The sequence below is a fragment of the Streptomyces sp. NPDC104106 genome (assembly GCF_055584345.1).
The window spans coordinates 228,647-253,717 of sequence record NZ_JBVJMF010000004.1 but is presented as its reverse complement, the minus strand read 5'-3'; the positions used below and the strand labels follow the sequence as shown (position 1 = coordinate 253,717).

Genomic DNA, 25,071 nt, shown 5'->3' with positions numbered 1-25,071 from the left:
ACTCATCAGTACACTCAGTTCATGCCCGCTAAGCAAGCGCTTTGAACTGTGACCTTCGCAACGCAGCGTAACCGGAACTCGACGGGCGCGCAGAAGCTGCCGGCGTGATCAATCCCGCAGGCCGTTGAACCGCCCCTGGTGGTACAGGAGCGGCCGGCCGGAGCCGGACGGGTCCCCGAGGACGACCTCGGCGAGCACGATGCGGTGATCACCGGCCGGGACACGGCCGACGACCCGGCAGACCAGCCAGGCGAGGACGTCGCCGAGCACCGGTACGCCTTCCGGGCCCTCGCGCCAGGAGGTGGGCGCGCCGAAGCGGTCGGCGCCGCTGCGGGCGAAGGTGGCGGCCAGCTCGCTCTGGTGCTCACCGAGTATGTGGACGCCGACATGGTCCGTCTCGGCGATCGCGGGCCAGCTGGAGGCGCCCGTGCCGATGCCGAAGGAGATCAGCGGGGGCTCGGCGGAGACCGAGGTGAGGGAGGTGGCGGTGAAGCCGACCGGGCCGGAGGAACCGCGCGCTGTGATCACCGCGACACCGGCGGCGTGCCGGCGGAAGGTCGAGCGGAGCAGGTCGGGGGAGGCGAGCCGGGCGGTGCCGAGTTCGGGCGAGGCCGTCATGGAAGTGTCCTTCTGCCGAGGGGGACGAGCCGATGCGTAGCCGCTCAACAGCCCGGACAGCACGCGCTCGCGGTGCGGGCGAGGTCGACATGGACCCGCCCGTGGAGAAGGAGTTCGATCGGCATACGGTCAGGCTGACGATAGGTGGTCCGCGCAGTCAAGTGCGGTCCGGGATCCGGAAGCCGCGCCACCGCGTCCTGAGGCACCCTCACACCGCCTTCCCCAGCGCCGCGATGACGTCGGCCTTGCGGGGCTGTCCCGTGGCGCGCCGCACTTCGCGGCCGTCGGCGTCGAGGACGAGCACGGTGGGTGTCTTGAGGATCCCCAGCGCGCATACGAGACCCAGGTGGGCCTCGGCGTCGACCTCGACGTGCGTCACACCGGGGACCATCGCGGCCACCTCGCCGAGTACGCGCCGGGTGGCCCGGCAGGGCGCGCAGAAGGCACTGGAGAACTGGACGAGGGTGGCCCGCTCCCCCAGTTGCCCGCCCAGTTCGGCCGCTCCCAGCCGCATGCCGTCGCCCCCCCGCCGCATGTCGTACCGCATCTCGTCCCGCATGGCGTCCCGTATGTCCTCGTCCTGACCGCGCACCGCGCCCTCCGCTCCGCCGCTTCCGGCCGGCATCCCCACCAGCGCGGAACAGCCCGCGAAGATTCCCGCCTGACAGGACGGAAGCCCCGCGTCGCACAAAAGGCATTCAAAGAACAGAGGCGGGGTGTAGGCCGACGTGACGAGGATCTCGCCGCGGCGGGGCACCAGGACTGGCTACCCGTGCGTTCTTCGGGCACGATCTGCGAGACGCCGTAAACCTACGGCTCCGTAACTTTCCCGCCGGGATCCCCTTTCCCGAGCAGAGCAGAAAGGGTCCACCCCGCCCATGGCAGAGCTGGTCTACCGCCCCGTCATCGGTTTCGCCAAGACGTTGTTCAAGGTCTGGGACCTGAAGATCGACTGCCAGGGTTCGGAGAACATCCCGCGCTCGGGCGGTGCCGTGCTGGTGAGCAATCACATCAGCTATCTGGACTTCATCTTCAACGGCCTGGCGGCCCTGCCGCAGAAGCGCCTGGTGCGTTTCATGGCGAAGGAGTCGGTCTTCCGGCACAAGGTCTCCGGTCCGTTGATGCGCGGGATGAAGCACATCCCGGTGGACCGCGAGCAGGGCGAGGCGGCCTACGCCCACGCGCTGGACTCGCTGCGCTCCGGTGAGGTCATCGGGGTCTTCCCTGAGGCCACGATCTCCCAGTCGTTCACCCTGAAGGGCTTCAAGTCCGGCGCCGCGCGCCTGGCCCAGGAAGCGGGCGTCCCGCTGGTCCCCATGGCCGTGTGGGGCACGCAGCGGCTGTGGACCAAGGGCCAGCCCCGCAACTTCAGGCGCAGCCACCTGCCCGTCACGATCCGCGTCGGCGAGGCGGTCGAGGCCCCCCGCGACCAGTACGCGGGCGCCATCACCCGCCGCCTGCGCGACCGCGTCCAGGAACTCCTGGAAGCCGCCCAGCGCGCCTACCCCGGCCGCTCCAAGGGCCCGGAGGACTCCTGGTGGCTCCCGGCCCATCTGGGCGGCACCGCCCCGACGGCGGAGGCACTCCGGGCGGCGGAGGTGCACTGAGAAACCCGGAGCCGACGGGCGCGGGGCGAAGGGGCTGCGCCCAGTGCCCCTGCCCCAGGCGCGGGCAACTCACCCTCCTGGCACACGCGGCGACAGGGGATGACGGCGCCCTCCACGACCGGAAGGCTCCCCGAGCACCGGCGCCGGGTGCCGCGCTGCCGTGGGCGGCCTTGCGCTTCGCTGCCTCCTCCAGGCCCGGCCTCGTCGGACTCGCCGGACGCCGCTCCGGCGCTCTCCGCCCCGCGGCCGTACCCTGCCCACCGCTCGGTGGCCGCCCGATCGCCGACGGCCCCCGGGACCGGGGGCTCGGCCCGCCCCGGCGACCGGCCGCCGAGAACCCCGCGGCCGACGCGTCCGCCCCCGTCCACCGGCCGGCACCGCACCCGTCGTCACCGCGCACGCCGGGCGCTGCGCCCTACCGGGCCACCCTGCGACGCATGACGCGGTGCGCGCCGACCCGGCAGTGACCGCCCGGCGCGGCCTCGTGCGGCACCTTCAGGGCCGGCATCGCGGCCACAGTCGTGCAGTTCGGGTTGGCGATGATGTCCTGGGGACGGTCGGCGATCGCGTGCGGGTTCACCTCGGAGACGACCAGCGGGACCTCGGGGTCCATGCGCCAGGCCGAGAAGTCGCCGATCACGACGGCGCCCCTGGGCGGCGACCTTCGGCGCCGGCGCCCTGGAGGTCGCGCCGCCCGCGGAGAAGAATACGATGTCGAGGCCGGTGTGGTCGGCGGTCGCCGCGTGGCTCCCGCTTCCCGCTCGACACACCATGGGAGCCGGCTCAGAGCGCGTCCGGCAGTGCCTTCCACAGGTGCGGCCGGTCCGGTGCGCCCTTCAGGGCGGCGAGGACGAGCGGATGCGGTGCGGCGTACAGGAGCGGATAGTCCACCTCCCCCGCGGCCGGGTCGGGGATCCACGCCAGCTGTTCGCCGTCCAGCGAGAACCGCGCGTCCACACCCGGCTTGTTGCCACGGGGGTCCTGCCGGTGCCAGGCGCCGCGGAAGCGTACGGCCACCAGACCGTGCACGGCGTGACCACCGCCGTCGTCGTGCGCGAGCCGCTGGTAGCACAGGGCCGTCGGGATGTCCTCGGCCCGCAGCAGCGCGGCCAGCGCGTGAGCCTTGGCGCAGCAGATGCCGGTGCGCTGCTCCAGGACGTCCGAGGCACGCCAGGTGACGCGCGGGTCGTCGACGTCGGCGGAGTGCGGGATGGTGTCGCGCACGAACTCGTACGCGGCACGCGCATAGGCATACGAGTCCGAGGCGCCCTCGGCCAGTCGGGCGGCCGTCTCCCGGACCACGGGATGGTGATGGTCGATGACCTCGTCGGCGGCCAAGTAGGCAGAGAGGTCCGCGGTGTTCTGGATCAGCTCCATGGGCGCCGAGCATAGGAATGCGATCACCCGAGAGTCAATTACTTTTCGGGTGACCACATATCTATGCATCAATGCCCGTGCGCCTGCTAGCGCGCCATCTCCTCCTTGAGCGCCGCCACGAAGGTGTCGACGTCCTCCTCGGTGGTGTCGAAGGAGCACATCCAGCGCACCACCCCGGCGGACTCGTCCCAGAAGTAGAACCGGAACCGCTTCTGCAACCGCTCGCTCACGTCGTGCGGAAGCTTCGCGAAGACGCCGTTGGCCTGGACGGGGTAGAGCAGCTCCACCCCGTGCACCGCGCGCACACCCTCGGCGAGGCGCTGGGCCATCTCGTTGGCGTGCCGGGCGTTGCGCAGCCACAGGTCCTTCGCCAGCAGCGCCTCCAACTGCACCGAGACGAAGCGCATCTTGGAGGCGAGCTGCATCGACATCTTCCGCAGGTGCTTCATCTGCCGCACCGCGTCCTGGTTGATGACGACGACCGCCTCGCCGAAGACGGCGCCGTTCTTCGTGCCGCCGAGGGAGAGGATGTCGACGCCGACCGCGTTGGTGAACGTCCGCATGGGCACGTTCAGGGACGCCGCCGCGTTGGCTATCCGGGAGCCGTCCAGGTGCACCTTCATGCCGCGCGCGTGGGCGTGCTCGCAGATCGCCCGGATCTCCTCGGGCGTGTACAGCGTGCCCAGCTCGGTCGACTGGGTGATCGAGACGACCTGCGGCATCGCGCGGTGCTCGTCCTCCCAGCCGTACGCCTGCCGGTCGATCAGCTCGGGCGTGAGCTTGCCGTCGGGGGTGGGCACGGTGAGCAGCTTCAGGCCGCCCATGCGCTCCGGGGCCCCGCCCTCGTCGACGTTGATGTGCGCGCTCTCGGCGCAGATCACCGCGCCCCAGCGGTCGGTGACCGCCTGGAGCGCGACGACGTTCGCGCCGGTGCCGTTGAAGACCGGGAAGGCCTCGGCCGTGGACCCGAAATGGCCGCGGATGATCCGCTGGAGGTTCTCGGTGTACTCGTCCTCGCCGTACGCCACTTGGTGGCCGCCGTTGGCCAGGGCCAGGGCGGCCAGCACCTCCGGGTGGGCTCCGGCGTAGTTGTCACTGGCGAAACCGCGGACCTGCGGGTCGTGATGGCGCCGCGCGTCGGTCCTGGGTGGGTTCACGGCTTCTCGGTCAGCCACAGACGGTTTCCGTTCACTTCGGCGGCGGGCTTGGCCCAGACGCCCTCGATGGCCTCGGCGAGGTCCTTGACGTCCGTGAAACCCGCGAACTTCGCGCTGGGGCGTTCGGCGCGCATCGCGTCGTGCACCAGCGCCTTCACCACCAGGATCGTAGCCGCCGACCGCGGTCCGGCCTCGCCGGCCGCCTTGCGGATGCCGTCGGCCATGGCGAGCGTCCAGGCCTCGGCGGCGGCCTTGGCCGCGGAGTACGCCGCGTTGCCCGCGGTGGGCTTCGACGCCCCGGCGGCGCTGATCAGCACGTAGCGGCCGCGGTCGCTGCGCTGGAGGCCGTCGTAGAAGGCGAGGGAGGTGTGCTGGACGGTGCGGATCAGCAGCTTCTCCAGCAGATCCCAGTCGGCGAGGCCGGTCTCCGCGAAGGTCGCGCTGCCGCGCCAGCCGCCTACGAGGTGGACCAGGCCGTCGATCCGGCCGAACTCCTTCTCGGTGCGATCGGCCCAGGCACGGGTCGAGTCGAGGTCGAGCAGGTCCACCGTCTCGCCGGTGACGGTGGCGCCGCCGTTCGCGTAGCGGGCCGCGTCCACGCTCTCCGCCAGGCGCTCGGGATTGTTGTCGGCACCGACCACGACCGCGCCGGCCTCGGCGAGCCGGACCAGCGTCGCGTGCCCGGCGGGTCCGCCCGCACCGGCCACCGCGATCACCGCACCACTGAGAGACCCGTTCCCCACCATGTTCTTCCCCTCTTGAGCAGTGTTCTTCAGGCGGTCGCTCACGCGGCGATCCGCTCGGCGCCGGCCGCCGTGATGCCCTTGGTCGAGGCGATCACGCTCTTCAGCTTCTTGGACAGCGCCTCATAGAACATGCTCAGCGGAAACTCGTCCGGAAGCACCTCGTCCACGAGCTTGCGCGGCGGCTGGGTCAGGTCCAGGGCGTCCGGGCCCTTGGCCCACGCGGAGCCGGGGTGCGGCGCCAGGTAGGTGGCGACCAGCTCGTACCCGGCGAACCAGTGCACCAGTTTCGGGCGGTCGATACCGTCCCGGTACAGCTGCTCGATCTCGGCGCACAGCTGGTTGGTGACCTGCGGGGCGCGCTCCCAGTCGATGGAGAGCTTGTTGTCGCTCCAGCGGACGACGTCGTGCTTGTGCAGGTAGGCGAAGAGCAGCTGGCCCCCGAGACCGTCGTAGTTGCGGACGCGGTCGCCGGTGACCGGGAATCGGAACATCCGGTCGAAGAGCACCGCGTACTGCACGTCACGGGCCTGCGGGACGCCGTCCGCCTGGAGCTTCACGGCCTCCTTGAAGGCGGTGAGGTCGCAGCGCAGCTCCTCCAGGCCGTACATCCAGAACGGCTGGCGCTGCTTGATCATGAACGGGTCGAACGGCAGGTCACCGTGGCTGTGGGTGCGGTCGTGGACCATGTCCCAGAGCACGAAGGCCTCTTCGCAGCGCTTCTGGTCGTGGACCATCGCGGCGATGTCCTCGGGCAGTTCGAGGCCCAGGATGTCGACGGCGGCCTCGGTGACGCGGCGGAAGCGGGCCGCCTCGCGGTCACAGAAGATGCCACCCCAGGAGAAACGTTCCGGCGCTTCGCGCACGGCGATGGTCTCCGGGAAGAGGACGGCCGAGTTGGTGTCGTAGCCGGAGGTGAAGTCCTCGAAGGTGATGCCGCAGAACAGCGGGTTGTCGTAGCGGGTGCGCTCCAGCTCGGCCAGCCAGTCCGGCCAGACCATGCGCAGCACGACCGCCTCCAGATTGCGGTCCAGGTTGCCGTTCTGCGTGTACATCGGGAAGACGACCAGGTGCTGCAGGCCGTCCGCGCGGTTTGCGGCCGGCTGGAACTCCAGCAGCGAGTCCAGGAAGTCGGGCACCGCGAAACCGTCCTGGGCCCAGCGGCGCAGGTCCCGCGCCACGGCCCGGTGGTAGGCCGCGTCGTGCGGCAGCAGCGGGGAGAGCCGCTCGATCGCGTCCACGACCCGCCGTACGGCCGCCTCGGCGTCCGCCCTGGCCGGGGCGCCCTCAGCAGCGAAGTCGATCGACCCGTCCTTGGACTGCCATGGCCGGATCTGCTCCACGGCATCCTTGAGCACGGGCCAGGCCGGGTGCTCGATCACCCTGGTCGACGGAGGAATCCGCTCCTCCGTAGCCGCCTGCACAAGAATTTCCGTCATTGTCCCATCCTCCACAGGAGAACCTCGCGTATGGACACCGTATGCGTACCCCGTTTCCGCCATCAAGAGGCTACTCGGGAAATTTTCCCGTCGGATCGCATGGTCACCGATGAATTTCCTGCCCCAAACCGTGACGGCGGTCACTTCCGTCGTCTGCGAGAGGGCAGACGACGGCGTCGGTCCGGCCGGTCAAAGACGCGGGGACTCGCCCACGAGCGGGTGACGGCGGGGGCGCATACCGGCCAGTTGAGGCGCGCGGCACGCACCCGTACGGCGTGCACGTGCGGGTTCATCGCGGGCCCCGGCGATTAGGCTGCGAGCCTGCCCGCGCGGACGACGGCGTCCGTCCGTCCCGCGTGCGCCGAGCCGCCGTCGACGGAAGCGAGTCGAACCTTGAACTTCCTTACCATCGGTCACCGCGGGGTCATGGGTGTCGAACCCGAGAACACCCTTCGTTCCTTCGTCGCCGCGCAGGACGCCGGCCTCGATCTCATCGAACTCGATCTGCATCTGAGCAAGGACGGTGCCCTCGTCGTCATGCACGACGCCGAGGTGGACCGCACGACCGACGGCACCGGGCCGATCGCTGAGAAGACCCTGGCCGAGCTGCGTTCCCTGGACGCGGGGCGCGGGGAGCGGGTGCCGGTGTTCGAGGAGGTGCTGGACGCGGTGCACGCACCGATCCAGGCCGAGATCAAGGATGCCGCGGCGGCCCGGGCGCTGGCGAAGGTGATGCACGAACGGGATCTGGTCGGGCGGGTGGAGGTGTCCTCGTTCCACGACGAGGCGGTCGCCGAGATCGCCCGGCTGGTGCCGGGGGTGCGCACGGCGCTCGTCGCGGAGCGCTACGGCCCCGAGGTGGTGGAACGGGCCGTCGCCGTCGGGGCCCCGACCCTGTGTCTCGACATCCGCAGGATCACCCTGGAGGTCGTCGAGCACGCGCGCGCATCCGGCCTGCGGGTCATCGGCTGGGTGGTCAACACGCAGGAACATCTGCGGCTGGTGCGCGCGCTGGAGCTGGACGGCGCGACGACGGACTTCCCGGAGATCAAGCGCACGGCCCGCTTCACGGCGTGACGCGGGGCACGCGCACCGGGGCGAGAGTCAAGCCAGTGGCTTGACCAGCAGCTCGAACCGCAGGTCGGCGCGCTGCGGTATGCCGAAGCGCTCGTCGCCGTACGGGAACGGGCTCATCTGTCCCGTACGGCGGTAGCCGCGCCGCTCGTACCAGGCGATGAGGTCGTCGCGCACCGATATCACCGTCATGTGCATCGCGGTGACACCCCAGTCCTCGCGCACCCGGCGCTCGGCCTCGGCCATGACGGCCTTGCCGAGGCCGGCGCCCTGGAGCGTGGGGCTGACGGCGAACATGCCGAAGTAGGCGTGGTCGCCGCGGTCTTCGAGCTGGCAGCAGGCGATGATCCGGCCGTCGCGCTCCACGGTCAGCAGCCGGCTGTCCGGCGACTTGATCACTTCCAGCACGCCCTCGGGGTCGGTGCGCTGCCCGTCCAGGATGTCCGCCTCGGTGGTCCACCCCGCCCGGCTGGCCTCGCCGCGGTACGCCGACTCGATCAGCGCCACCAGGGCGTCGACGTCGGCCTCCGTGGCGTCGCGGAAGGTGACGGGGGTGGCGGGGGTGTCCATGGGGCGCCCTTTCGGTCTCGGCGTGGCTGAGCCAGGGACGAGGGTAACCCTGCCAGTAGGCTCCGCCTGCATGGTGCACGTACTCAGCAGCCGGACACTGCTCACCCCCACCGACCCCGAGCGTTCCCGTGCCTTCTACGGCGAGCGGCTGGGGCTCGGCGTCTACCGGGAGTTCGGTACTGGCCCCGAACACGGGACGGTCTACTTCCTCGGCGGCGGCTTCCTGGAACTCTCCGGCCGTTCCGAGACCCCGTCCCCTCCCACGGTACGGCTGTGGCTGCAGGTCGACGACGTGACGGCCGCGCACGAGGAACTCCGGGCGAAGGGCGTCGACATCGCCCGGCCCCCGGTGAGGGAACCCTGGGGCCTGATCGAGATGTGGATCAACGACCCGGACGGCATCCCCATCGCCCTGGTGGAGGTCCCGGCGGACCATCCGATGCGGTATCGGCCGGGGATCTGAGGGGCGGCCGATGCGGTATCGGCGGCGGAGCGATCGGCCGGTGTCGCAGGCCCGAAGGATGGACAAGAGCCCGACGGGCGGAGCGATCGGCCGGGAATCGGGAGAGGGACTGATCGGCCGTGACCGGTGGGGCGCGCCGCTCGGCCCGGATCGCGGGGCGGGCGGAACGGCCACGGCCCGAAGGGGGACCGATCCACCGGGATCCGACAGACGGACCGTCACTCCTCGCCACCGCGCACGCGTGCGTGCCCGGCCCCGCCCCGCCCCGCCAGGACGCGCCCCCATACCCCGGTCCGATCGAGCACCACACACCGACGCCCCGGCACAACCGCCCACGCCCCCGTCCAGGCCGGCATCACACGCCGACCACCCCGCCCGCCCCGGCGCGGCCGCCCGAGCCCCGCCTCATGCACCACAGTGGACCTCCCCAGTCTCCGCCCACCACACGCCCGAGCGGCCGCCCGCGCGCCGATCCCACCCGACACCGCGCGCCCCGCATCACGCGGCCGCCGTCTCCACCGGCTCACGCCGGGACCATGCGCGCCCTCGCCGGTCCAGCCGGGGGACCCCGCGCCGCCCGGTCCACCCCGGCGCGACGAGCCGGCCCCCGGCCTCACGCCATGGGCCCCTCGCCGGCCCGTCCCGGCGGGACCGCCCACGCGCTGGAGGGACCCCGTAGCCGCCGCCTCGCCCGTCCCCGACCGGGACCGGGCCCGGACGGCGAGCAGGGGGCCGGGTGGCCGGGGCGGGTTCGGATGGCCGGGGGTGCGAGGCCGGGTTAGCGTGCCGGAGAGGGGCTGTGAGGCGTGGGAGGGCCCGTCGTCCGACCGCCTGTCCGGAAGGAACCGCGATGGAGTTCGACAAGCCCGTGACCGGCGGCCCGTGCTGGACCGAGCTGGGGACCACGGACGTGGAGGGGGCCATGCGGTTCTACGCCGAGTTGTTCGGATGGCGCCCGGAGACGGATACCCGCCCGGGGGCGGGCGGGTACACGGTGGCCCACATGGGCGACGCGCCCGTCGCCGCGCTCACCCCGCTGTACCGGGACACCCAGCCGGTGGCCTGGAACGTCACCTTCGCCGTCCTCGACGCGGACGCCACCGGGCGGCGGGTGGAGGAGGCCGGAGGCACGGTGGCCGTCGGCCCGATGGACGTGTTCGACGCGGGCCGGTTCGCGGTCGCCGTCGATCCGACGGGCGCGGCCTTCCATCTGTGGCAGGCCCGGACGTTTCCGGGCGCCGGACTGCTCAACGCGCCCGGCACGCTCGGCTGGGTCGAGCTGGCCACCCGGGACACCGGCCGGGCCCGGGAGTTCTACACCACGGTCTTCGGCTGGGGCGCCGACGCCTCCGACTGGTACACGGAGTGGTCCCTCGGCGGCGCGGAGTTCGGCGGCATGGCCGACATGGGCGACCGGTTCCCGCCCGAGGTTCCCGCGCACTGGATGCCGTACTTCGCGGTGGCCGACGTCGACGCGATGGCCGAGGTCGCCGACCTGGCGGGCGGATCCGTCGCCCATCCGCCGGTGACCGTGCCGGACGGGCCGCGCATCGCGGTGCTGCGGGACCCCCAGGGCGCGGCGTTCGGTGTGCACATGGTCGGCTCGGAGGTCTGAGGGACGGCTCGGCCTCCGGCATCCCCCGGCGGCTAGGCTCGCAGCGCCCCCATACGGCCCTCCAAACGGCTGAGCAACTCCCCCAGCAGACCGGCGAGTTCGCCTTGCCCCTCGGGCGGCAGGACCGAGAGTACGGCGGTCTCGTAGGCGAGTTGCTCGGGGAGGATGCCGTCGACCAGGTCCCGGCCGGCGGTGGTGAGCCGGACATGGGCGACACGGCGGTCGCGCGTGTCGCCGCGCCGCTCGACGAGCCCCCGTTCGGTCAGCTGCTTGAGCCGCTTGGTGACGGCGGCCCCGGAGGAGAAGGTCTCGCGGGCCAGCTCGCCCGGGGTCAGCTCGTGGCCGGTGCGGCGCAGCGCACCGAGCAGGTCGAACTCGGGGCGGCTGAGTCCGGCGCGGCGCAGCGGTGCGTCCTCGGCCTGCTGGAGCAGGGCGGCGCAGCGGTTGATCCGGCCGATGACCTCCATGGGCCCGGTGTCCAGCTCCGGGTGCACGGCCCGCCACTGCCGGACCACGGCGGCGACGGTGTCCCCGGGCGAGGCACCCGCGGCCCCGGTTCCCGCGACCTTTCCGGTGCCGGTACCGGAGCCGGCCCGCTGTCCCTCGCCTTCCGCCCCCGCCTCCGTACCCGTCGTACCCGCGCCCGCGCCCGCCGTGTCGTCCGCCGGTGTCGGTCCGCCGTTGCTCGCCGTCATGGCCGTATGTCCTCCGTCGCCCGGCCCGGGTCCTGCCGCCGGTGCCGGGGCTGCTCATCGTCCTGCCTCGGCACGAACCCCTGGCGTCGTACCGTCGCCGCGAGCGTACGGTGTCCGGCCTGCTCGACGAGCACGACCCGCTCCTCGGGCAGGGCGCGCTGCCACCACTCGCCGGCGGCGGCGTCGGCCGTGGCGCGCAGGTCGGCGAGGGCGGCGGCGAGGGCACGGCGGGCGGATTCCAGGGCGCGGGGCGCCGGGTGCGGCTCGCCCAGCAGCCGGGCGGCGTTCTCGCGGGCGCGTTCCGCCGTGGTGAGGGCATGCTCGAGGCGGTCGCCCGCGCGGCGGTTGGTGACGGCGACGGCGGCGGCGAAGCCGACGAGCGCGCCGACGAGGGTGTCCACGGCCCGCTCCGTCATCAGCCGCCCCGCGTCCTGGGCGTGGGCGAACTCGGTGATGAGCAGGGCCATCGGGGTCACGCACACGCTGCCGAGCCAGTAGTTGCGGCCCATCAGCGCCTCGGCGCCGAAGTTGAGGGCGAGGCAGCACAGCACGAGGGCGGCCGGGTGGAGATGGGCGAGCGGGGCGAGGACGGCGAAGGCGAGTACGCCGACGAGGTTGCCGACGACGCGCTGGACGCCGCGGCTCCAGGTGAGGGTGACGTTGGCCTGGTACAGGGAGGCCGCCGTGACCAGGGCCCAGTACGGGCGGCCGACGCCGAGCGCGAGGGAGGCGTAGCCGGCGAGGGCGCAGCCGATCGCGGTGCGCGCGGCGATCGGCGCGAGCGGGGCGAGCCGGTGCCGCAACGACGGGCGGGGCAGGGCGAGTTCGGTGTCCGCACCGAGCAGTTCGTCGACACCCTCGCGGGGCGGCTCGACCCTCGGTATCCGGCCGGTGCCGCGCAGTTCGCGGGCCCAGGCGCGCAGCCGGTCGGGGTCGCTGTCTGCGGGGGCGGCGAGGGCGACCTCGGCGCGCACCAGGAGCTGTTCGAGGGCGCGCCGGGCGCGGTCGGGGCGGGTGCCGGCGGCGAGCAGCGACTGCCAGGCGGCGTGGATCGCGGCGGCGCTCGCCGCGCGGGCCCGCGGGTGTCCGTCGCCGGTGCCGCGCGTCGCGGCGTACGCGGCGGCGGCGTGCAGGGCCTGGGCGGTGGCGCGCCGTTCCGGGCCGTGCGGTCGCAGCAGCCCGGGCGCCATGCCGACCAGCCAGGCCCAGGCGCCCGCTGCCAGGGCCAGGCCGATGTGCGCCGGGACCTGGTCGAGGGTCTGGGGGGCGAACAGCGAGGCGGAGCTGATGAAGGTCAGGACCACGTTGGCGGGCGGTCCGAGCCGGGTGGCGTCGCACACGGCCTTCTGTACGGCCGCCATGACGGCGCCGACGGTGACCAGGACGACGGCGTCGGTGGTGAGCGAGGCGGCCAGCAGCGAGACGGCCAGGCCTGCGACCATGCCGAGCACCACCCAGGCGAGGACGCGGGCGCGGGTGACGTAGGGCCGGTTGTGGCCGTAGAGGGCGCAGAGGGATCCGGCCATCGTGTACATGGCGAGGTCCAGGCGGCCGAGCGCCAGCAGGATCAGGTTGGGCGGGGCGACGGCGGCGACCGCGCTCAGCGCGGGCTTGAACCAGATGTCGGAGGGCCGCCCGAGGCGGAGCACTCCGGAGAGGGGAAGTCGGCTGCGGGTCGCACTGCTCATACCCATTAATTTAGCATGTGTTTTATTAGTAAAACGTCACGCAGGCGTCCCCGCTCACCTGGCGTGCTCCGCCGAGTGCTCCCCGTGTACACCCTTGCGCTCGCGTGCGCGCCGCATGGCGTGGGCATCGCAACCTCGACGTCCTTCGACCGACCGTCGAGCGGGGGGTGCGTGTGCACGGACCGGTACCGGCGGCTTGGCTGCTGGTCGCGCTGTGCGCGGCGACCGGGGCCTACTGCCTGCTGCGGATGCGCAGCGCAGTCGAGGAGCAGCGCCGCTCGGCGGGCGGCGAGGCGCTGATGGGTTTCGGCATGGCCGTGATGGCCGTACCGGCGGCCGTCTTCACGCCGCCGAGGTGGGCGTGGCCGGTGTACGCGGCGGTGTTCGGGGCGGCGGCCCTGCGCGCGCTGTGGGCCGCCCGGGGCGGCCGGCACCATCTGCACCATCTGGTGGGCGCGGCGGCGATGGCCTACATGGCGGCGGCGATGGCCGCGGCCCCGCCCACCGGGCACCACGTGCACGGCGGCTCCGGAGTGCCGCTGCTGACCGGCGCGCTCCTTGTGTACTTCACGGGGTACGTGCTCCTCGCCGGCGCCCGCCTGGTGCCCGCCGCGGTCGCGGTGCCCGAGTCCGGGTTCGGCTCCGGGCCCGCGCGCTGGGGGGACCGTCCGGAGCTGGCGCGGGCGTGCCGGCTGTCGATGGGGATCGGGATGGTGGCGATGCTGCTCACGATGTGAGCGGCGCCCGTGGCACGGCCGGCCGCGTTGCCTGCGTCACTTCGGCGTCATGGGCCCTACGGTGAGCGGCACCGCGCTCATAGGGTGCTGCCCATGATGGTCCCCGTGGCACTGCTGCTGCTCGGCGCGTTGACCGCCGTCGTCGGTCCCCGGCTGCTCGCGCGGGCCGACTGGGCGGAGCGCGAACCGGTCGTCGCCCTGTGGGCGTGGCAGTGCGTCGTGGTGGCCGTGCTGCTGTGCTGCGCGCTGTCGATGACGCTCAGCGCCGCGGCCGCCTGGGCGGCGGTGCGCGGGAACGTGTTCGCGCCGGCTCCCCGCGCGGTCGTGGACGCCTACGCGCTCGGCGCCGCCGGCCCGTGGGCCGCGGTCACCGCGGTGCTGCTCGCCTCGGGGGGCCTGTGGAGCCTCGCGATGCTGGTGCGCGAGGTCGCGCGGTCCCGGGCGCGCCGGCGTGCGCGGCGGGCCGAACTCCTCGTGCGGGCACCGCTGTTGCCGGGCGAGCAGGTGGCCGGCGGCCGGCTGGTGGTGCTGGAGGGCGAGCGCCCCGACGCCTGGTGGCTGCCCGGTGCCGCGCCCCAGCTGGTCATCACCACAGCCGCGCTGCGCCGACTGAGGGGGCGTCAGCTGGACGCGCTGCTCGCGCACGAACAGGGTCACGCGCAGGCGCGGCACGACTGGCTGCTGCACAGCTCGGCCGCGCTGGCGGGCGGCTTCCCGCAGGTGCCGGTCTTCGCCGCGTTCCGCGACGAGATGCACCGGCTGGTCGAGCTGGCGGCCGACGACATGGCCTCCCGGCGCTTCGGCCGGCTGACGACCGCGCTGGCCCTGGTCGAACTCAACGAAGAACGGGGCGTGTTCGGCCCCTCCCCCACCCCGCAGGCGCATGTGCCGCAGCGCGTGCACCGGCTGCTCACCGCACCGGACCGACTGCCCGCCCTGCACCGGCTGCGTCTGACGGCCCTGGCCGCGCTGGTGCCCGTGATCCCGGTGCTGGTGGCCCTGGTACCGGGGCTGCGGGCACTCGGCTGAGCCGCCCGGATGCCCGCCAGGCACCCGCCGACCCGCGAGGACGACGGTGTGCTCCCCGGCCCCGTCCGCCCCCGCTCCCGTGCACCGCGCGCCGCGGCCCTGCTCGCCGCCTGCTGCGGGGTGCTGCTCGCGCCCGTCGTGGCCCGCTGGAGTCCGCTGTCCGGCCTGGACGGCGCCGCCTCCCGGACGACGCACCACTGGGCGGTGCGAGAGCGCGGCCTCACCCGGGTCTTCCGGATCCTGACGGACTGGGTCTGGGATCCGCTCACCATGCACCTGGTGGGCGTGGCCGCCGCGGTGTGGCTGGTGTGGCGGTACGCGGCCTGGCGGACGGCGGTGTGGCTGCCGGCCGTCGGCGGTGCGGCCGCACTCGTGCAGCAGTCGGTGAAGGCGGTCGTGGCCGGCCCCGCCCGGTCTGGCCGGATCCGGTCGACTCCGCGCACTACGCGTCGTTCCTCTCGGGGCACGCGATGACGGCGACCGTGGTCTGCGGCCTGTTGCTGTGGCTGCTGCGCCGCCGCGGGGCGGGTCCGCGGCTGTGGCGTACGGCCGTGGCGGTGGCGCTGGTGTCGGGGGTGGGCGTGGGCGTGAGCCGGGTGTGGCTGGGCGTGCACTGGCCCTCGGACGTGCTCGGCGGCTGGCTGTTCGGGGCGTTGCCGGTGGCGCTGGCCGTCACGGGATACGACCGGGCGGGCCCTCGCCAGCCCCACTCGCCTGCCCGGCGGCCCCGATAGGGTCGAGGCGTGACTGCCGTGTTGTTCGACTTCTCCGGGACGCTGTTCCGGATCGAGTCCGCCGAGTCCTGGCTGCGCGCGACGCTGGACGCGTCGGGGCATGCCCTGCCGGAGCCCCGACTCATCGAGACGGCGCGGGCGTTGGAGGCGGCCGGGGCGCTGCCCGGCGGCGCCGCACCGGTCGAGCCGCCGGCGCATCTCGCCGCGGTCTGGGCCGCGCGCGACGAGAGCGCGGCACTGCACCGCGCCGCCTACACCGGCGTCGCCCGGCAAGTCCCGCTGCCCGCACCGGAGTTGTACGACGCCCTGTACGAGCGGCACATGGCCCCGGCCGCCTGGACCCCGTACCCCGACGCGGCCGAGGTGTTGCGGACGCTGCGCGAGCGCGGGATCGGGGTCGGCGTGGTCAGCAACATCGGCTGGGACCTGCGTCCGGTCTTCTGCCACCACGGGCTCGACCCGTACGTGGACGCGTACGTGCTGTCGTACGAACACGGGATGCAGAAGCCGGACCCCCGGCTTTTCTCGGTGGCCTGCGAGGCGTTGGGGGCCGATCCGCGGCAGGTGACGATGGTCGGCGACAGCGAGGAGGCGGACGGCGGCGCGCTCGCGCTCGGCTGCCGGGTGCACTTCGTGGACCATCTGCCGGTGACGCGGCGACCCTCCGCGCTGCTGCCGGTGCTGGACCTGGTGGGCCCAGCAGGCGCGTGAGGCGGCACCGCGCATGCCATGACTCGCTTGCGCGCCGTCCGTCTGAGACGATCCCCCGCGTCGCCCCAGACGGACGGCAGTCCTGGACCGGCTCCGCACGCGGCGGCGCCTCCTGCGGTGAGTATAGTTGGCTGGCAGCCAGTCAACGCAGGAGTTACAGGATGTCCCCGCGCAGCGCCTCGGTCAATGAAGAGTTGCGACGGCGTTCCCGCGAACGGCTCTTGCAGGCGGCGGTGGAGCTGGTCGGCGAGCACGGCTTCGAGGCCACCACACTGGGCGACATCGCCGACCGGGCCGGTTCGGCGCGCGGACTGGTGTCGTACTACTTCCCCGGCAAACGCCACCTGGTGCAGTCCGCCGTGCACCGGCTGATGCACCGCACGCTGGAGGAGGCCCTGGAGCGCGAGCCGTGCACCGAGGACGGCCGCGAGCGGCTGGCCCGGGCCATCGACGCCATCCTGGGCCTGGCCCGCGACCAACCGGTGCTCATGCGACAGCACATGGCAGGGCTGCTCCAGGCGGAGGGCTTCGTGCAGTGCCCGGAGCAGCAGCGGCTGTCGGAGCTGCTCGGGGACACCGTCGCCCGGTACGGCTCCCAGAACGTCTCGGCCGACTATCCGGTGCTGCGGGCGCTGCTCATGGGGGCGGTGTACGCGGCGTTGATCCCGGGCGCGCTGATGCCCCTTCCGGCCCTGCGGGCCGAGTTGTTCCAGCGCTACGGGCTCGACTGGACGCTGGGCAGACCGCCGGAGAGCGAGACGCCCGCCGGGGCCCGTGAGCAGGACCTCTCCCGCTTCTTCGCCACGGAGGCCCGCCCGGAGCGCTCCTGACGCCAACTGCCGTACGCCCGGGCACATGTGACGCATCATCAAGGGGTCCGCATGCCGCGTCCGCGCGACGGGCGCGGAGCAGCGATGGCGATCGCGCCGGTGCGCACGCCGCGTAATCACATGATCACAGTACGGTCACCCCTGTGCACACGACACGCCTTCCCCGTCACCCCGCCGGACCCTGCCGTCACGGGCCGGGCGGTGCCATGCTGGAGGTGTCCGCACACCCTCCTTCCGTCAAGGAGCCTCGCTGTGCTGCGTGTCGCCGTCGTCGGTTCGGGCCCGAGCGGGTGCTACACCGCCCAGAGTCTGATCCAGCGGGATCCCGAGGTCCGCGTGGACGTCCTGGACCGGCTGCCGTGCCCGTACGGCCTGGTCCGTTATGGCGTCGCCCCGGACCACGAGAAGATCAAGTCCCTCCAGGGCAGCCTCGCCGAGGTGCTGGAGCACGAGCGGGTGCGCTTCCTCGGCGGGGTCCGCGTGGGCGGCCCTGGCGGGCTGCCCACCCGGCGGCTGCGGGAGCTGTACCACGCGGTGGTGTACTGCGTGGGCGCCGCCGGTGACCGCCGGCTCGGGGTTCCCGGCGAGGAGCTTGCGGGCAGCTGGTCGGCGACCGACTTCGTGGCCTGGTACAGCGCGCATCCCGACGCGGCCGACGCGGGTCGGCTGCGCGCGGTGCGCTCGGCCGTGGTCATCGGGATGGGCAATGTGGCGGTGGACGTCGCGCGCATGCTGGTCCGGGGCGCCGCCGAGCTGCAGCCGACGGACATCCCGCAGGCCGCTCTGGACGCGCTCACGGCGAGCGGTGTCACCGAGGTCCACATGGTGGGCCGGCGCGGTCCGGCGCAGGCCCGCTTCACCACCAAGGAACTGCGCGAGCTCGGCGGCCTGCCCGGCACCGAAGTGACCGTGCGGGAAGACGAGTTGACGCTGGACCCGACCGACCCCGGCACGCTGCCCGGGGTGTCGCGGCGCAACCTGGAGGTGCTGCGCGGCTGGGCGGGGCGCCCGGCGGAGCCGGCCGGCCGGCGCATCTCCCTGCGGTTCTTCCTGCGGCCGGTGGAACTGCTCGCGGCCGAGGACGGCGAGGCCGGGAGCGGAGAACGCCGGGTGGGTGCCGTGCGCTTCGAGCGGACGGCACCGGACGGAGCCGGCGGGGTGACGGGCACCGGCCGGTACGAGGTGGTGCCGGCCCAGTTGGTGCTGCGGTCGGTGGGCTATCGCGGAGTGCCGCTGGACGGGCTGCCGTTCGACACGGCGAGCGGCACCGTGCCGCACCGGGAGGGCCGGGTCGTGCGCGGCGCCGAGCCCTGTCCCGGCGAGTATGTCGCGGGGTGGATCAAGCGCGGGCCGACGGGTGTCATCGGCACCAACCGGCCCTGCGCGAAGGAGACGGCGGCCTCACTGCTCTCCGACGCGCCCGCGCTGCTCGCCCGGCAGGTGCCCGAGGACCCGCTGCCGGCGCTGCGGGCGGCCGGGATGGAGCCCGTGCCGTGGTCGGGCTGGCTGGCGATCCGACGGGCCGAGGCCGCGCTCGGCGCGCGCCTCGGACGGAGCGTGGTCAAGCTGGCCGACTGGGAGGCACTGCGCACGGCGGCCCGCTCGGCGCACCCCGACCGGGTCTGACGCGCACCGGCGACAGACCGGGCGGCGCGGCCATCGTCGCGGGCCTGGCCGACATCCCGCCGGTGCCGGCCCGAGGGGTTTCGAGGAGCCGGAGAACCTGGCACCGGCAGCCTGCGGGCCGGGCCGGCGACAGCACGCCGCTCCCCTTCGGGACTCCGGCGTTGCACATGCCCGCTATCGCGTCGATGCCGGTGGAGGCGTTGGCGAGCACGACCGAGACGACCGGTGATCCGATCGCGGACACGACGTACGCGCAGCACATGGGGCCGGTCGGCAGGGCACGGGTGCGCAGCCGCTCGGTGGTCGCGGCGGCCGGCGCGATCCTGATGCCGCCGGCTCTGCCGCCCAAGCCGGGCGCGGTGGTCGCGGTGATTCCGGCGCCGGTGCCGGTCGGCCCGGTCGCGGCGAGCGGGCGGCGGACGCCGGCCCGGGTGGACCTGCGGGCGACGACAAGCTGACGGTGGTGGCGGTCCCGGTGGCGATCGATGCCGAACCAGCCTGCCTGCCACCACCTTCCGGGGACGTTCCGCTTCAGTCACCCAGACGGACGGCCTGCCGGGCGGCGGCGGCGAGCAGAGCGTCGAGCAGGCCGGGGAAGAGGTCCTCCAGGTCGTCCCGGCGCAGGCCGTTCATCTTCGCCGTACCCCGGTAGCTCTGCCGGATCACGCCCGCCTCGCGCAGCACCCGGAAGTGGTGCGTGGAGGTGGACTTGGTCACCGGCAGGGCGAAGTGCGAGCAGGTCAACTCGGCTGTGTCGGCGGCGAGTTCGCGGACGATCCGCAGCCGCATCGGGTCGGAGAGCGCGTGCAGCACGGCTTCCAGCCGGATCTCGTCACACGCGGGGTGCGGCAGGTCGCGGCCACTGGGGGCGGGGTCGGCGGTCCTCACACGACCATCGTACGAGAGTCATCGTATTTTGACATCTCTCGTAATACGAGAGTTATCGTACGAGTCGACCAACGGTCCCGTGACGAATGGAGTCCGTCGTGAGCGCGCTCTTCGAGCCCTTCACCCTGCGCGAAGTGACCATCCCGAACCGGGTGTGGATGCCCCCGATGTGCCAGTACTCGGCCGAGCCGGACGGGCCGCTCGCCGGCACCCCGAACGACTGGCACCTCGCGCACTACGGGGCGCGCGCCACGGGCGGCGCCGGCCTGATCATCGTCGAGGCCACCGCGGTCGTGCCGGAGGGCCGGATCTCCCCGTACGACCTCGGTCTGTGGAGCGACGCCCAGGTGGCGGCGTTCCGCCGGCTCACCGGCTTCCTGGCCGCGCAGGGCACGGTGCCGGGCGTCCAGCTCGCGCACGGCGGCCGCAAGGCATCCACCGACCGGCCGTGGACCGGCGGCGCGCCGCTCGGGCCGGACGCGGGCGGCTGGCGGACGCTGGCGCCCAGCGCGGTGCCCTTCGACGAACGACACCCCGTCCCCGCCGAGTTGACGACCGACCAGATCGACGGGATCGTCGGCCGGTTCGCCGCCGCCGCGCGCCGCGCGCTCGACGCGGGCTTCGAGGTCGTCGAGATCCACGGCGCCCACGGCTATCTCGTCAACGAGTTCCTCTCGCCGCACTCCAACCACCGCACCGACGCCTACGGCGGCTCCTACGAGAACCGCACCCGCTTCGCCCTCGCGGTCGTGGACGCCGTCCGCGAGGTGTGGCCCGAGGACAAGCCGGTGTTCTTCCGGATCTCGGCCACCGACTGGCTCCAGGACGGCGGCTGGACCACGCAGGACACGGTCCGCTTCGCCCGCGATCTGCACGCGCACGGTGTGGACCTCCTCGACGTCTCCACCGGCGGCAACGCCTCCGGCGTGACCATCCCGGTCGAGCCGGGCTACCAGGTGCCGTTCGCCGCCCGGGTGAAGGCCGAGACGCCGCTGCCCGTCGCCGCCGTCGGGCTGATCACGGAGGCGGAGCAGGCCGAGCAGATCCTGAAGAACGGCGAGGCGGACGCCGTCCTGCTCGGCCGCGAGCTGCTGCGCAACCCGTCCTGGGCCCGGCAGGCCGCCCGCGAGGCGGGCGCCGGGGTCCGGGTGCCGGAGCAGTACCTCCGCTCCGTCTGAGTCACCTCGGCACGATCCGCCGCACCGTCTCCTCCAGGCGGGGCAGCGCGCGCTGCCCCGCCAGGGCCAGGCAGATCGCCGTCAGGACCCCGGCCCAGGCGAACGGGCCCAGCGGGGTGCACCCGACGAGGTGGCTGACGCCCGGGGTCTCCACCACGACGACCAGCGCGGCGGCCGAGGCCAGGCAGGTCAGCCGCACCAGACCGCTGTCGCGCCGGTCCAGCCAGGTCTGCGCGAGCTGGGTGCCGACCACCCCGCACAGCGCCATCGTGCTGGAGCGGCGCGCCGTACCGGGAGTGAACCGGCCGATCAGCCAGGCCGTCACCGCGCCCAGACAGGTGGTGAGCGCCCGATGCCGGATCTGCCGCAGCAGGGGCTCCCCCAGCACGCCGGCCGGATCCTCCACATGGGCCAGGTCCGCCTCGCCCTCCTTCTCGGTCACCGCCACCGCCATCGACGGGAACAGGTCGGTGAAGAGGTTCACCATGAGCATCTGCCGGGTGGACAGCGGCGCCCGGCCGGACAGCAGCGTGCCCAGCAGCCCGAAGCCGACCTCGCCGGCGTTGCCGCCGATCAGGATGGCGATGGCGTCGGCAACGCTGTGCCACAGCGCCCGGCCCTCGCCGATCGCGGCGATCAGGACGGTCAGATCGTCGTCGGTCAGGACGATGTCGGCGGCGTTGCGGGCGGCGGCCGAGCCGCGCGCGTTGATGCCCACACCGATGTCGGCGGCGCGGATGGCGGCCGCGTCGTTGGCGCCGTCGCCCACCATGCCGACGACCCGGCCCGCGTCCCGCAGCGCCTCCACGACCTGGAGCTTCTGCTCGGGCGCCACCCGCGCGACCACGCCCGCGTCCCGCAGCATCCGGGCCCGGGCCGCCCGGTCCGCGGCCGCCAGTTCGTCGCCGGTGACCACCACGGTGTCCTCGGGCCAGCCCAGTTCCGCCGCGATGGCCCGCGCGGTCTGCGGGTGGTCGCCGGTGAGCATGACCGGCCGTACGCCCTCCTCATGCAGCCCCGCGACGAGCGCCGTGGAGGTCTCGCGCGGTACGTCGGACAGGGCGAGCAGGCCGATGAACTCCAGTTCCTCCAGGGGCCGTTCGAGGGCGTCAGCCGCCTCCTCGGCCGCGTCGAGGCGCCGCTGCGCCACCGCCAGCACCCGCAGGCCGTCCCGGGCGAGGCTGTGCGCCGCCCCGGAGGCGTGGGCGGGACGGTCGGGGCAGGCGGGCAGCACGGTCTCCGGGGCCCCCTTGACCACGAGCGTGAGCGGTCCGTCCCCGGCGCGGCCGACAGCTGCGGCATATCCGCGCGCGGCCTCGAAGGGCAGATCCTCGGCCTCCGTCCAGTCCGGGTCGGGGCCTGCCGCCGCCAGCACGGCCTCGTCGGTGGCGTGCACCGGCTGCTGCTCGGCCCCGCCGTCGGGGTGGGGGCAGGCACGGGCGGCGGCGCGGACGGTGCCTGCGGACCCGGGGTCGTCCACCGCGCGCACGGTGCCGTCGGCGGCGCAGGTGCGCACCACGCGCAGCCGGTTCTCGGTGAGCGTGCCGGTCTTGTCGAAGCAGAGGGTGTCCATGCGGCCCAGCGCCTCCAGGGTGCGCGGGGTGCGGACCAGGACACCGCCGCGGCTCAGCCTCCGGGCCGCCGCCAGCTGGGCGACCGTTGCCACCAGGGGCAGGCCCTCCGGCACCGCCGCCACGGCCACGGCGACACCGCCGCTGACCGCCTCCCTGATCGGGGCGCCGCGCAGCAGCGCGAGTCCGGTCACCGCGGCGCCGCCCGCCAGTGTCAACGGCAGTGCCTTGCGGGTGAGTTGCTGCAGCCGGGCCTGGACGCCGCCGGCCGGGGGCGTACGGGCGGCCAGGTGGACGGCGCGGGCTGCCTCGGTGTGCTCACCGGTGTCGACCACGACGGCCAGCGCCTGGCCCGCGACCACGGTCGTCCCCTCGAAGACCATGCAGTGCCGCTCGGCCACGGCCGCGTGCGGGGTCGGGTCGGTCTGCTTCTGCACCGGCAGCGATTCGCCGGTCAGCGCGGACTCGTCGACCTCCAGGTCCTCCTGCCACAGCAGCCGGGCGTCGGCGGGCACCACGTCGTCCGTGTTCAGCCGGATCTCGTCCCCGGGGCGCAGCTCGCCCGCGTCCACCGTGCGCGTGCCGCCGGCCGGCGCCTCCTCCCCGGGCGGCACGAGCCGCGCCTTGCGCTGCTGTTCCGCGACGAGGCCGGAGAGCGCCTGTTCCGCACGCAGCCGCTGCAGACCGCCGACCAGGGCGTTGAGGTCGAGGGCACCGAGGACGAGCAGCGCGTCGACGACGGAGCCGAGGATCGCCGAGGCCGCCGAGCCGACCGCGAGGACCGGGGTCAGCGGGTCCTGGAGTTCGCCGCGTACGGCGCGGCCCAGCCGGTAGGTCCAGCGCGCGGGCGCGGCGAGCGGATGCCGGGCGACGCCGGCGGCCGCCTTGCGGACACGGGCGGTCAGCGCCTCGAACTCGCCGCCCTCGTCGGGCCGTTCCTGCTCCAGCCGCTCCTGCGCCGCCGCGCAGTCCAGCTCGTGCCAGTGCACGCGCGGACGCGGGTGCGGAGGCCGGGCCGCCGCCACGCTCAGTGCGCCCCTCGCCCCGGACAGCAGGGCGGTCAAGGCGCCCGCGTCGACGGGGGCGTGCCTGAGGCCCGGCAGCGCGGCGAAGCGGCCGCGGGCGCCGCGCGACTCGCCGACGGCCACGAGCAGGCCGGAGAGCGCGGCCCCGGAGCGGGCCAGGGTCTGGGCGTGCCGGCCGACCCTGCGGGCGGGCGGGATCGCGGTCAGCACCCGCCATACGTCGGGCAGTCCGTGCGGGGCCAGGAGGTCCGCGCCCCAGACCACGGCCCCGTCCCGGTCGGTGACCGCGACGGCGATGTCGGCGGCGGACAGCGCGGCCAGGAGGTCCCGCTCTTCGGCCGCGCTCACCCTGGCGACGACGAGCACCGCACCGGCGTCGTCGCCGCGCGCCTCGTACACCACGTCGTCCAGCGGCCGGCGCGCGTCCACCACCTGGTCGGCCAGACCGGTGAAGTCCTCCAGGGCCGGGTCGTCCACGAGCACCACGCGCAGGCCCGCCCGGCGGGCGGCGTCCAGCACGGGCTCGGCCCACGGGTCCGCCTCGCCCTCGTCGGTGCGCAGCACACCGGAGTGCAGCACGACCGTGCCGGCCAGCTCCAGCCGGCGCAGCCGCTCCGGGTCGCGGACCAGCACTCCCTTGCGGGCGAGCGCGGCGCTCAGCAGCGCGTGGAAGGCGGCGGGGCCGTAGCGGGCGGCCTTCGGCGAGCCGGCGAGGACCGCCTCCGCCGCCTCGGCGCCGTTGCGTTTGACGAGCAGGGTGGCGGCTGCCCCCAGCAGGCTGCCGGTGAAGGCGTGGTCGGCGTACTCCTGCGCGGGGGACTCGCGCAGCGGCGGGCGGGGGGCGCCGTCCGCCGGGAGGCTGACGCGGCCGGGCGCGCACAGTTCGTCGTGGTGGGCGTCGAAGGCGGCGGCGCGGGCCACCGTCTCGGCCACCTGGCACGCGCGCAGGGCGCCGTCGAGCACGAGCGACGTCGGGGTCTGGCCGGCACCGTGGACGGCCGCGTTCGCGGCGGCAAGCCCCAGGTCCATGCCGGTGTGCCCCAGCCGCGCGCGCAGCCAGGCGCGGCAGTGCGGGTTCTCCCGCAGCAGCGTGACCACGGCGGTCGCCAGCCGGGGCGAGGGCGGCAGCCGGAGCGCGTACGCGGTGAGCGCGCCGGCCACGCCGAGCCCGTCGGCGGCGAGCGCGGCCACGGCGGCGCGCACTCCGGCGGGGTCGGCCGGATGCGTGGTGTCCTCCGCGTCCGCGTCGGCCACGCCGAGCCCGTGCCGCTCGGCGAGGTCGGCGGCGTGCTCCACGACCCGGTCCGCGGCCTCGTCGCCGACCGCGGTCACCACCAGGCGGGCGAGCCCCTGGTCCCAGTACGCGACGAGGACGTCGGGGTGCTCGGCCAGTGCCCCCGCCACCTGGCGCGCCAGCACCGCGATGCCGCCCGCGCGCCGTACGCGCTCCGGCTCCACGGCGTGCAGGGCGAGGTGGGCGCGGGCACCGGCCCGCCACAGGTCACCCGTTCCGGGCAGAGCGTTGCGCGCGACCCGTCCCACGCGTACGGCGGCGTCCGCGCCGCGCACTCCGGCCCGCGCCGTCCCGGCGGCGGCACCGGCGACCGCCCCGACCGCGGGTGCCAGCAACCGCGTCGGGGCGGGCAGCCGCCGTACCATCGCCGACGGCGCCGTCAGCAGCCCCACCATGGGCCCT

23 protein-coding genes and 2 pseudogenes are annotated in these 25,071 nt (G+C 74.0%); 12 read left to right on the top strand and 13 right to left on the bottom strand.

The window, feature by feature from the left end; all coding sequences use genetic code 11:
* Window positions 1–108 precede the first annotated feature (108 nt).
* From ACZ60X_RS11840 to ACZ60X_RS11830, 3 genes are all read right to left on the bottom strand, one after another.
* The gene (locus ACZ60X_RS11840; protein ID WP_469596577.1) at window positions 109–618 is read right to left on the bottom strand and encodes a flavin reductase family protein; all 510 of its coding nucleotides are present in this window, start codon (window positions 616–618) and stop codon (window positions 109–111) included.
* Window positions 619–662: 44 nt separating this feature from the next.
* On the bottom strand, window positions 663–743 hold the full coding sequence (locus ACZ60X_RS11835) for a putative leader peptide (protein ID WP_399079228.1): 81 nt from the start codon (window positions 741–743) through the stop codon (window positions 663–665).
* A gap of 83 nt (window positions 744–826) precedes the next feature.
* Window positions 827–1,177 carry a thioredoxin family protein gene (locus ACZ60X_RS11830; protein ID WP_469597419.1) on the bottom strand — a complete coding sequence of 117 codons (351 nt, stop codon included), beginning with the start codon at window positions 1,175–1,177 and terminating at the stop codon, window positions 827–829.
* A gap of 319 nt (window positions 1,178–1,496) precedes the next feature.
* Here ACZ60X_RS11830 and ACZ60X_RS11825 point away from each other — a divergent pair, with 319 nt between their 5' ends.
* Window positions 1,497–2,225 carry a lysophospholipid acyltransferase family protein gene (locus ACZ60X_RS11825; protein WP_469596575.1) on the top strand — a complete coding sequence of 243 codons (729 nt, stop codon included), beginning with the start codon at window positions 1,497–1,499 and terminating at the stop codon, window positions 2,223–2,225.
* A 475-nt stretch (window positions 2,226–2,700) separates the two neighbouring features.
* On the opposite strand, the pseudogene ACZ60X_RS11820 reads toward ACZ60X_RS11825, so the two are convergent.
* The 5 genes and pseudogenes from ACZ60X_RS11820 to ACZ60X_RS11800 all read right to left on the bottom strand — a co-directional run.
* A pseudogene (locus ACZ60X_RS11820) lies at window positions 2,701–2,968 on the bottom strand (aspartate-semialdehyde dehydrogenase); the annotation flags it as partial.
* 40 nt (window positions 2,969–3,008) lie between these two features.
* A complete protein-coding gene (locus ACZ60X_RS11815) occupies window positions 3,009–3,602 on the bottom strand; it encodes a transglutaminase domain-containing protein (RefSeq protein ID WP_469596571.1) in 594 nt (197 codons plus the stop codon).
* Between the two features lie 86 nt (window positions 3,603–3,688).
* A complete protein-coding gene (locus ACZ60X_RS11810) occupies window positions 3,689–4,759 on the bottom strand; it encodes a threonine aldolase family protein (protein ID WP_469596568.1) in 1,071 nt (356 codons plus the stop codon).
* Window positions 4,756–5,502, bottom strand: coding sequence for an SDR family NAD(P)-dependent oxidoreductase (locus tag ACZ60X_RS11805; protein ID WP_469597417.1), 747 nt, complete (start codon window positions 5,500–5,502; stop codon window positions 4,756–4,758). The genes ACZ60X_RS11810 and ACZ60X_RS11805 overlap by 4 nt, the downstream gene beginning before the upstream one ends.
* A 41-nt stretch (window positions 5,503–5,543) precedes the next feature.
* Complete coding sequence (locus ACZ60X_RS11800; RefSeq protein WP_469596565.1) at window positions 5,544–6,941, bottom strand: DUF6421 family protein; 1,398 nt, start codon at window positions 6,939–6,941, stop codon at window positions 5,544–5,546.
* A 393-nt stretch (window positions 6,942–7,334) separates the two neighbouring features.
* Between ACZ60X_RS11800 and ACZ60X_RS11795 the strand changes: the two genes are divergently transcribed.
* On the top strand, window positions 7,335–8,018 hold the full coding sequence (locus ACZ60X_RS11795; protein WP_469596562.1) for a glycerophosphodiester phosphodiesterase: 684 nt from the start codon (window positions 7,335–7,337) through the stop codon (window positions 8,016–8,018).
* Window positions 8,019–8,045: 27 nt separating this feature from the next.
* Here the strand turns inward: ACZ60X_RS11795 and ACZ60X_RS11790 are convergent, their stop codons facing one another.
* Window positions 8,046–8,585 carry a GNAT family N-acetyltransferase gene (locus ACZ60X_RS11790; protein ID WP_469596559.1) on the bottom strand — a complete coding sequence of 180 codons (540 nt, stop codon included), beginning with the start codon at window positions 8,583–8,585 and terminating at the stop codon, window positions 8,046–8,048.
* Window positions 8,586–8,655: 70 nt separating this feature from the next.
* Here ACZ60X_RS11790 and ACZ60X_RS11785 point away from each other — a divergent pair, with 70 nt between their 5' ends.
* Window positions 8,656–9,048 carry a VOC family protein gene (locus tag ACZ60X_RS11785; RefSeq protein WP_469596556.1) on the top strand — a complete coding sequence of 131 codons (393 nt, stop codon included), beginning with the start codon at window positions 8,656–8,658 and terminating at the stop codon, window positions 9,046–9,048.
* A gap of 850 nt (window positions 9,049–9,898) precedes the next feature.
* Entirely contained in the window at window positions 9,899–10,663 is a 765-nt protein-coding gene (locus ACZ60X_RS11780; protein ID WP_469596553.1) for a VOC family protein, read from the top strand.
* Window positions 10,664–10,695: 32 nt separating this feature from the next.
* On the opposite strand, the gene ACZ60X_RS11775 is transcribed toward ACZ60X_RS11780, so the two are convergent.
* Both ACZ60X_RS11775 and ACZ60X_RS11770 read right to left on the bottom strand, forming a co-directional pair.
* Window positions 10,696–11,358, bottom strand: a complete 663-nt coding sequence (locus ACZ60X_RS11775; protein WP_469596550.1) for a MarR family winged helix-turn-helix transcriptional regulator — start codon at window positions 11,356–11,358, stop codon at window positions 10,696–10,698.
* Window positions 11,355–13,046, bottom strand: coding sequence for an FUSC family protein (locus tag ACZ60X_RS11770; protein ID WP_469596547.1), 1,692 nt, complete (start codon window positions 13,044–13,046; stop codon window positions 11,355–11,357). The genes ACZ60X_RS11775 and ACZ60X_RS11770 overlap by 4 nt, the downstream gene beginning before the upstream one ends.
* A gap of 173 nt (window positions 13,047–13,219) precedes the next feature.
* Here ACZ60X_RS11770 and ACZ60X_RS11765 point away from each other — a divergent pair, with 173 nt between their 5' ends.
* The 7 genes and pseudogenes from ACZ60X_RS11765 to ACZ60X_RS11735 all read left to right on the top strand — a co-directional run bounded on the left by ACZ60X_RS11765 (window position 13,220) and on the right by ACZ60X_RS11735 (window position 19,171).
* A complete protein-coding gene (locus ACZ60X_RS11765) occupies window positions 13,220–13,783 on the top strand; it encodes a DUF5134 domain-containing protein (protein ID WP_469596545.1) in 564 nt (187 codons plus the stop codon).
* A 93-nt stretch (window positions 13,784–13,876) separates the two neighbouring features.
* On the top strand, window positions 13,877–14,812 hold the full coding sequence (locus ACZ60X_RS11760) for a M56 family metallopeptidase (RefSeq protein ID WP_469596542.1): 936 nt from the start codon (window positions 13,877–13,879) through the stop codon (window positions 14,810–14,812).
* A 9-nt stretch (window positions 14,813–14,821) separates the two neighbouring features.
* Window positions 14,822–15,546: pseudogene (locus ACZ60X_RS11755) on the top strand (phosphatase PAP2 family protein).
* Window positions 15,547–15,555: 9 nt separating this feature from the next.
* Entirely contained in the window at window positions 15,556–16,257 is a 702-nt protein-coding gene (locus tag ACZ60X_RS11750) for an HAD family hydrolase (RefSeq protein WP_469596539.1), read from the top strand.
* A 161-nt stretch (window positions 16,258–16,418) separates the two neighbouring features.
* Window positions 16,419–17,087 (top strand): TetR/AcrR family transcriptional regulator, encoded by a 669-nt coding sequence (locus ACZ60X_RS11745; protein WP_469596536.1) that lies wholly within the window; start codon window positions 16,419–16,421, stop codon window positions 17,085–17,087.
* Between the two features lie 252 nt (window positions 17,088–17,339).
* On the top strand, window positions 17,340–18,713 hold the full coding sequence (locus ACZ60X_RS11740; protein WP_469596532.1) for an FAD-dependent oxidoreductase: 1,374 nt from the start codon (window positions 17,340–17,342) through the stop codon (window positions 18,711–18,713).
* A 167-nt stretch (window positions 18,714–18,880) separates the two neighbouring features.
* Window positions 18,881–19,171, top strand: coding sequence for a hypothetical protein (locus tag ACZ60X_RS11735; protein ID WP_469596529.1), 291 nt, complete (start codon window positions 18,881–18,883; stop codon window positions 19,169–19,171).
* Between the two features lie 73 nt (window positions 19,172–19,244).
* Here the strand turns inward: ACZ60X_RS11735 and ACZ60X_RS11730 are convergent, their stop codons facing one another.
* Window positions 19,245–19,601 carry an ArsR/SmtB family transcription factor gene (locus ACZ60X_RS11730; RefSeq protein WP_469596526.1) on the bottom strand — a complete coding sequence of 119 codons (357 nt, stop codon included), beginning with the start codon at window positions 19,599–19,601 and terminating at the stop codon, window positions 19,245–19,247.
* A gap of 98 nt (window positions 19,602–19,699) precedes the next feature.
* Between ACZ60X_RS11730 and ACZ60X_RS11725 the strand changes: the two genes are divergently transcribed.
* Window positions 19,700–20,779 carry an NADH:flavin oxidoreductase/NADH oxidase gene (locus ACZ60X_RS11725; protein WP_469596524.1) on the top strand — a complete coding sequence of 360 codons (1,080 nt, stop codon included), beginning with the start codon at window positions 19,700–19,702 and terminating at the stop codon, window positions 20,777–20,779.
* A 1-nt stretch (window position 20,780) separates the two neighbouring features.
* Here ACZ60X_RS11725 and ACZ60X_RS11720 read toward each other — a convergent pair whose 3' ends face one another.
* Window positions 20,781–25,064, bottom strand: coding sequence for an HAD-IC family P-type ATPase (locus ACZ60X_RS11720; RefSeq protein WP_469596521.1), 4,284 nt, complete (start codon window positions 25,062–25,064; stop codon window positions 20,781–20,783).
* Window positions 25,065–25,071 lie beyond the last annotated feature (7 nt).

Excerpts from the sequence above, each read along its gene's own strand:
- ACZ60X_RS11840 (WP_469596577.1), bottom strand. The coding sequence starts at position 618 with ATGACGGCCTCGCCCGAACTCGGCACCGCCCGGCTCGCCTCCCCCGAC.
- ACZ60X_RS11835 (WP_399079228.1), bottom strand. The coding sequence starts at position 743 with ATGCCGATCGAACTCCTTCTCCACGGGCGGGTCCATGTCGACCTCGCC.
- ACZ60X_RS11830 (WP_469597419.1), bottom strand. The coding sequence starts at position 1,177 with ATGCGGGACGAGATGCGGTACGACATGCGGCGGGGGGGCGACGGCATG.
- ACZ60X_RS11825 (WP_469596575.1), top strand. The coding sequence starts at position 1,497 with ATGGCAGAGCTGGTCTACCGCCCCGTCATCGGTTTCGCCAAGACGTTG.
- ACZ60X_RS11815 (WP_469596571.1), bottom strand. The coding sequence starts at position 3,602 with ATGGAGCTGATCCAGAACACCGCGGACCTCTCTGCCTACTTGGCCGCC.
- ACZ60X_RS11800 (WP_469596565.1), bottom strand. The coding sequence starts at position 6,941 with ATGACGGAAATTCTTGTGCAGGCGGCTACGGAGGAGCGGATTCCTCCG.
- ACZ60X_RS11790 (WP_469596559.1), bottom strand. The coding sequence starts at position 8,585 with ATGGACACCCCCGCCACCCCCGTCACCTTCCGCGACGCCACGGAGGCC.
- ACZ60X_RS11785 (WP_469596556.1), top strand. The coding sequence starts at position 8,656 with ATGGTGCACGTACTCAGCAGCCGGACACTGCTCACCCCCACCGACCCC.
- ACZ60X_RS11780 (WP_469596553.1), top strand. The coding sequence starts at position 9,899 with ATGGAGTTCGACAAGCCCGTGACCGGCGGCCCGTGCTGGACCGAGCTG.
- ACZ60X_RS11775 (WP_469596550.1), bottom strand. The coding sequence starts at position 11,358 with ATGACGGCGAGCAACGGCGGACCGACACCGGCGGACGACACGGCGGGC.
- ACZ60X_RS11770 (WP_469596547.1), bottom strand. The coding sequence starts at position 13,046 with ATGAGCAGTGCGACCCGCAGCCGACTTCCCCTCTCCGGAGTGCTCCGC.
- ACZ60X_RS11760 (WP_469596542.1), top strand. The coding sequence starts at position 13,877 with ATGATGGTCCCCGTGGCACTGCTGCTGCTCGGCGCGTTGACCGCCGTC.
- ACZ60X_RS11745 (WP_469596536.1), top strand. The coding sequence starts at position 16,419 with ATGTCCCCGCGCAGCGCCTCGGTCAATGAAGAGTTGCGACGGCGTTCC.
- ACZ60X_RS11735 (WP_469596529.1), top strand. The coding sequence starts at position 18,881 with ATGCCCGCTATCGCGTCGATGCCGGTGGAGGCGTTGGCGAGCACGACC.
- ACZ60X_RS11720 (WP_469596521.1), bottom strand. The coding sequence starts at position 25,064 with ATGGTGGGGCTGCTGACGGCGCCGTCGGCGATGGTACGGCGGCTGCCC.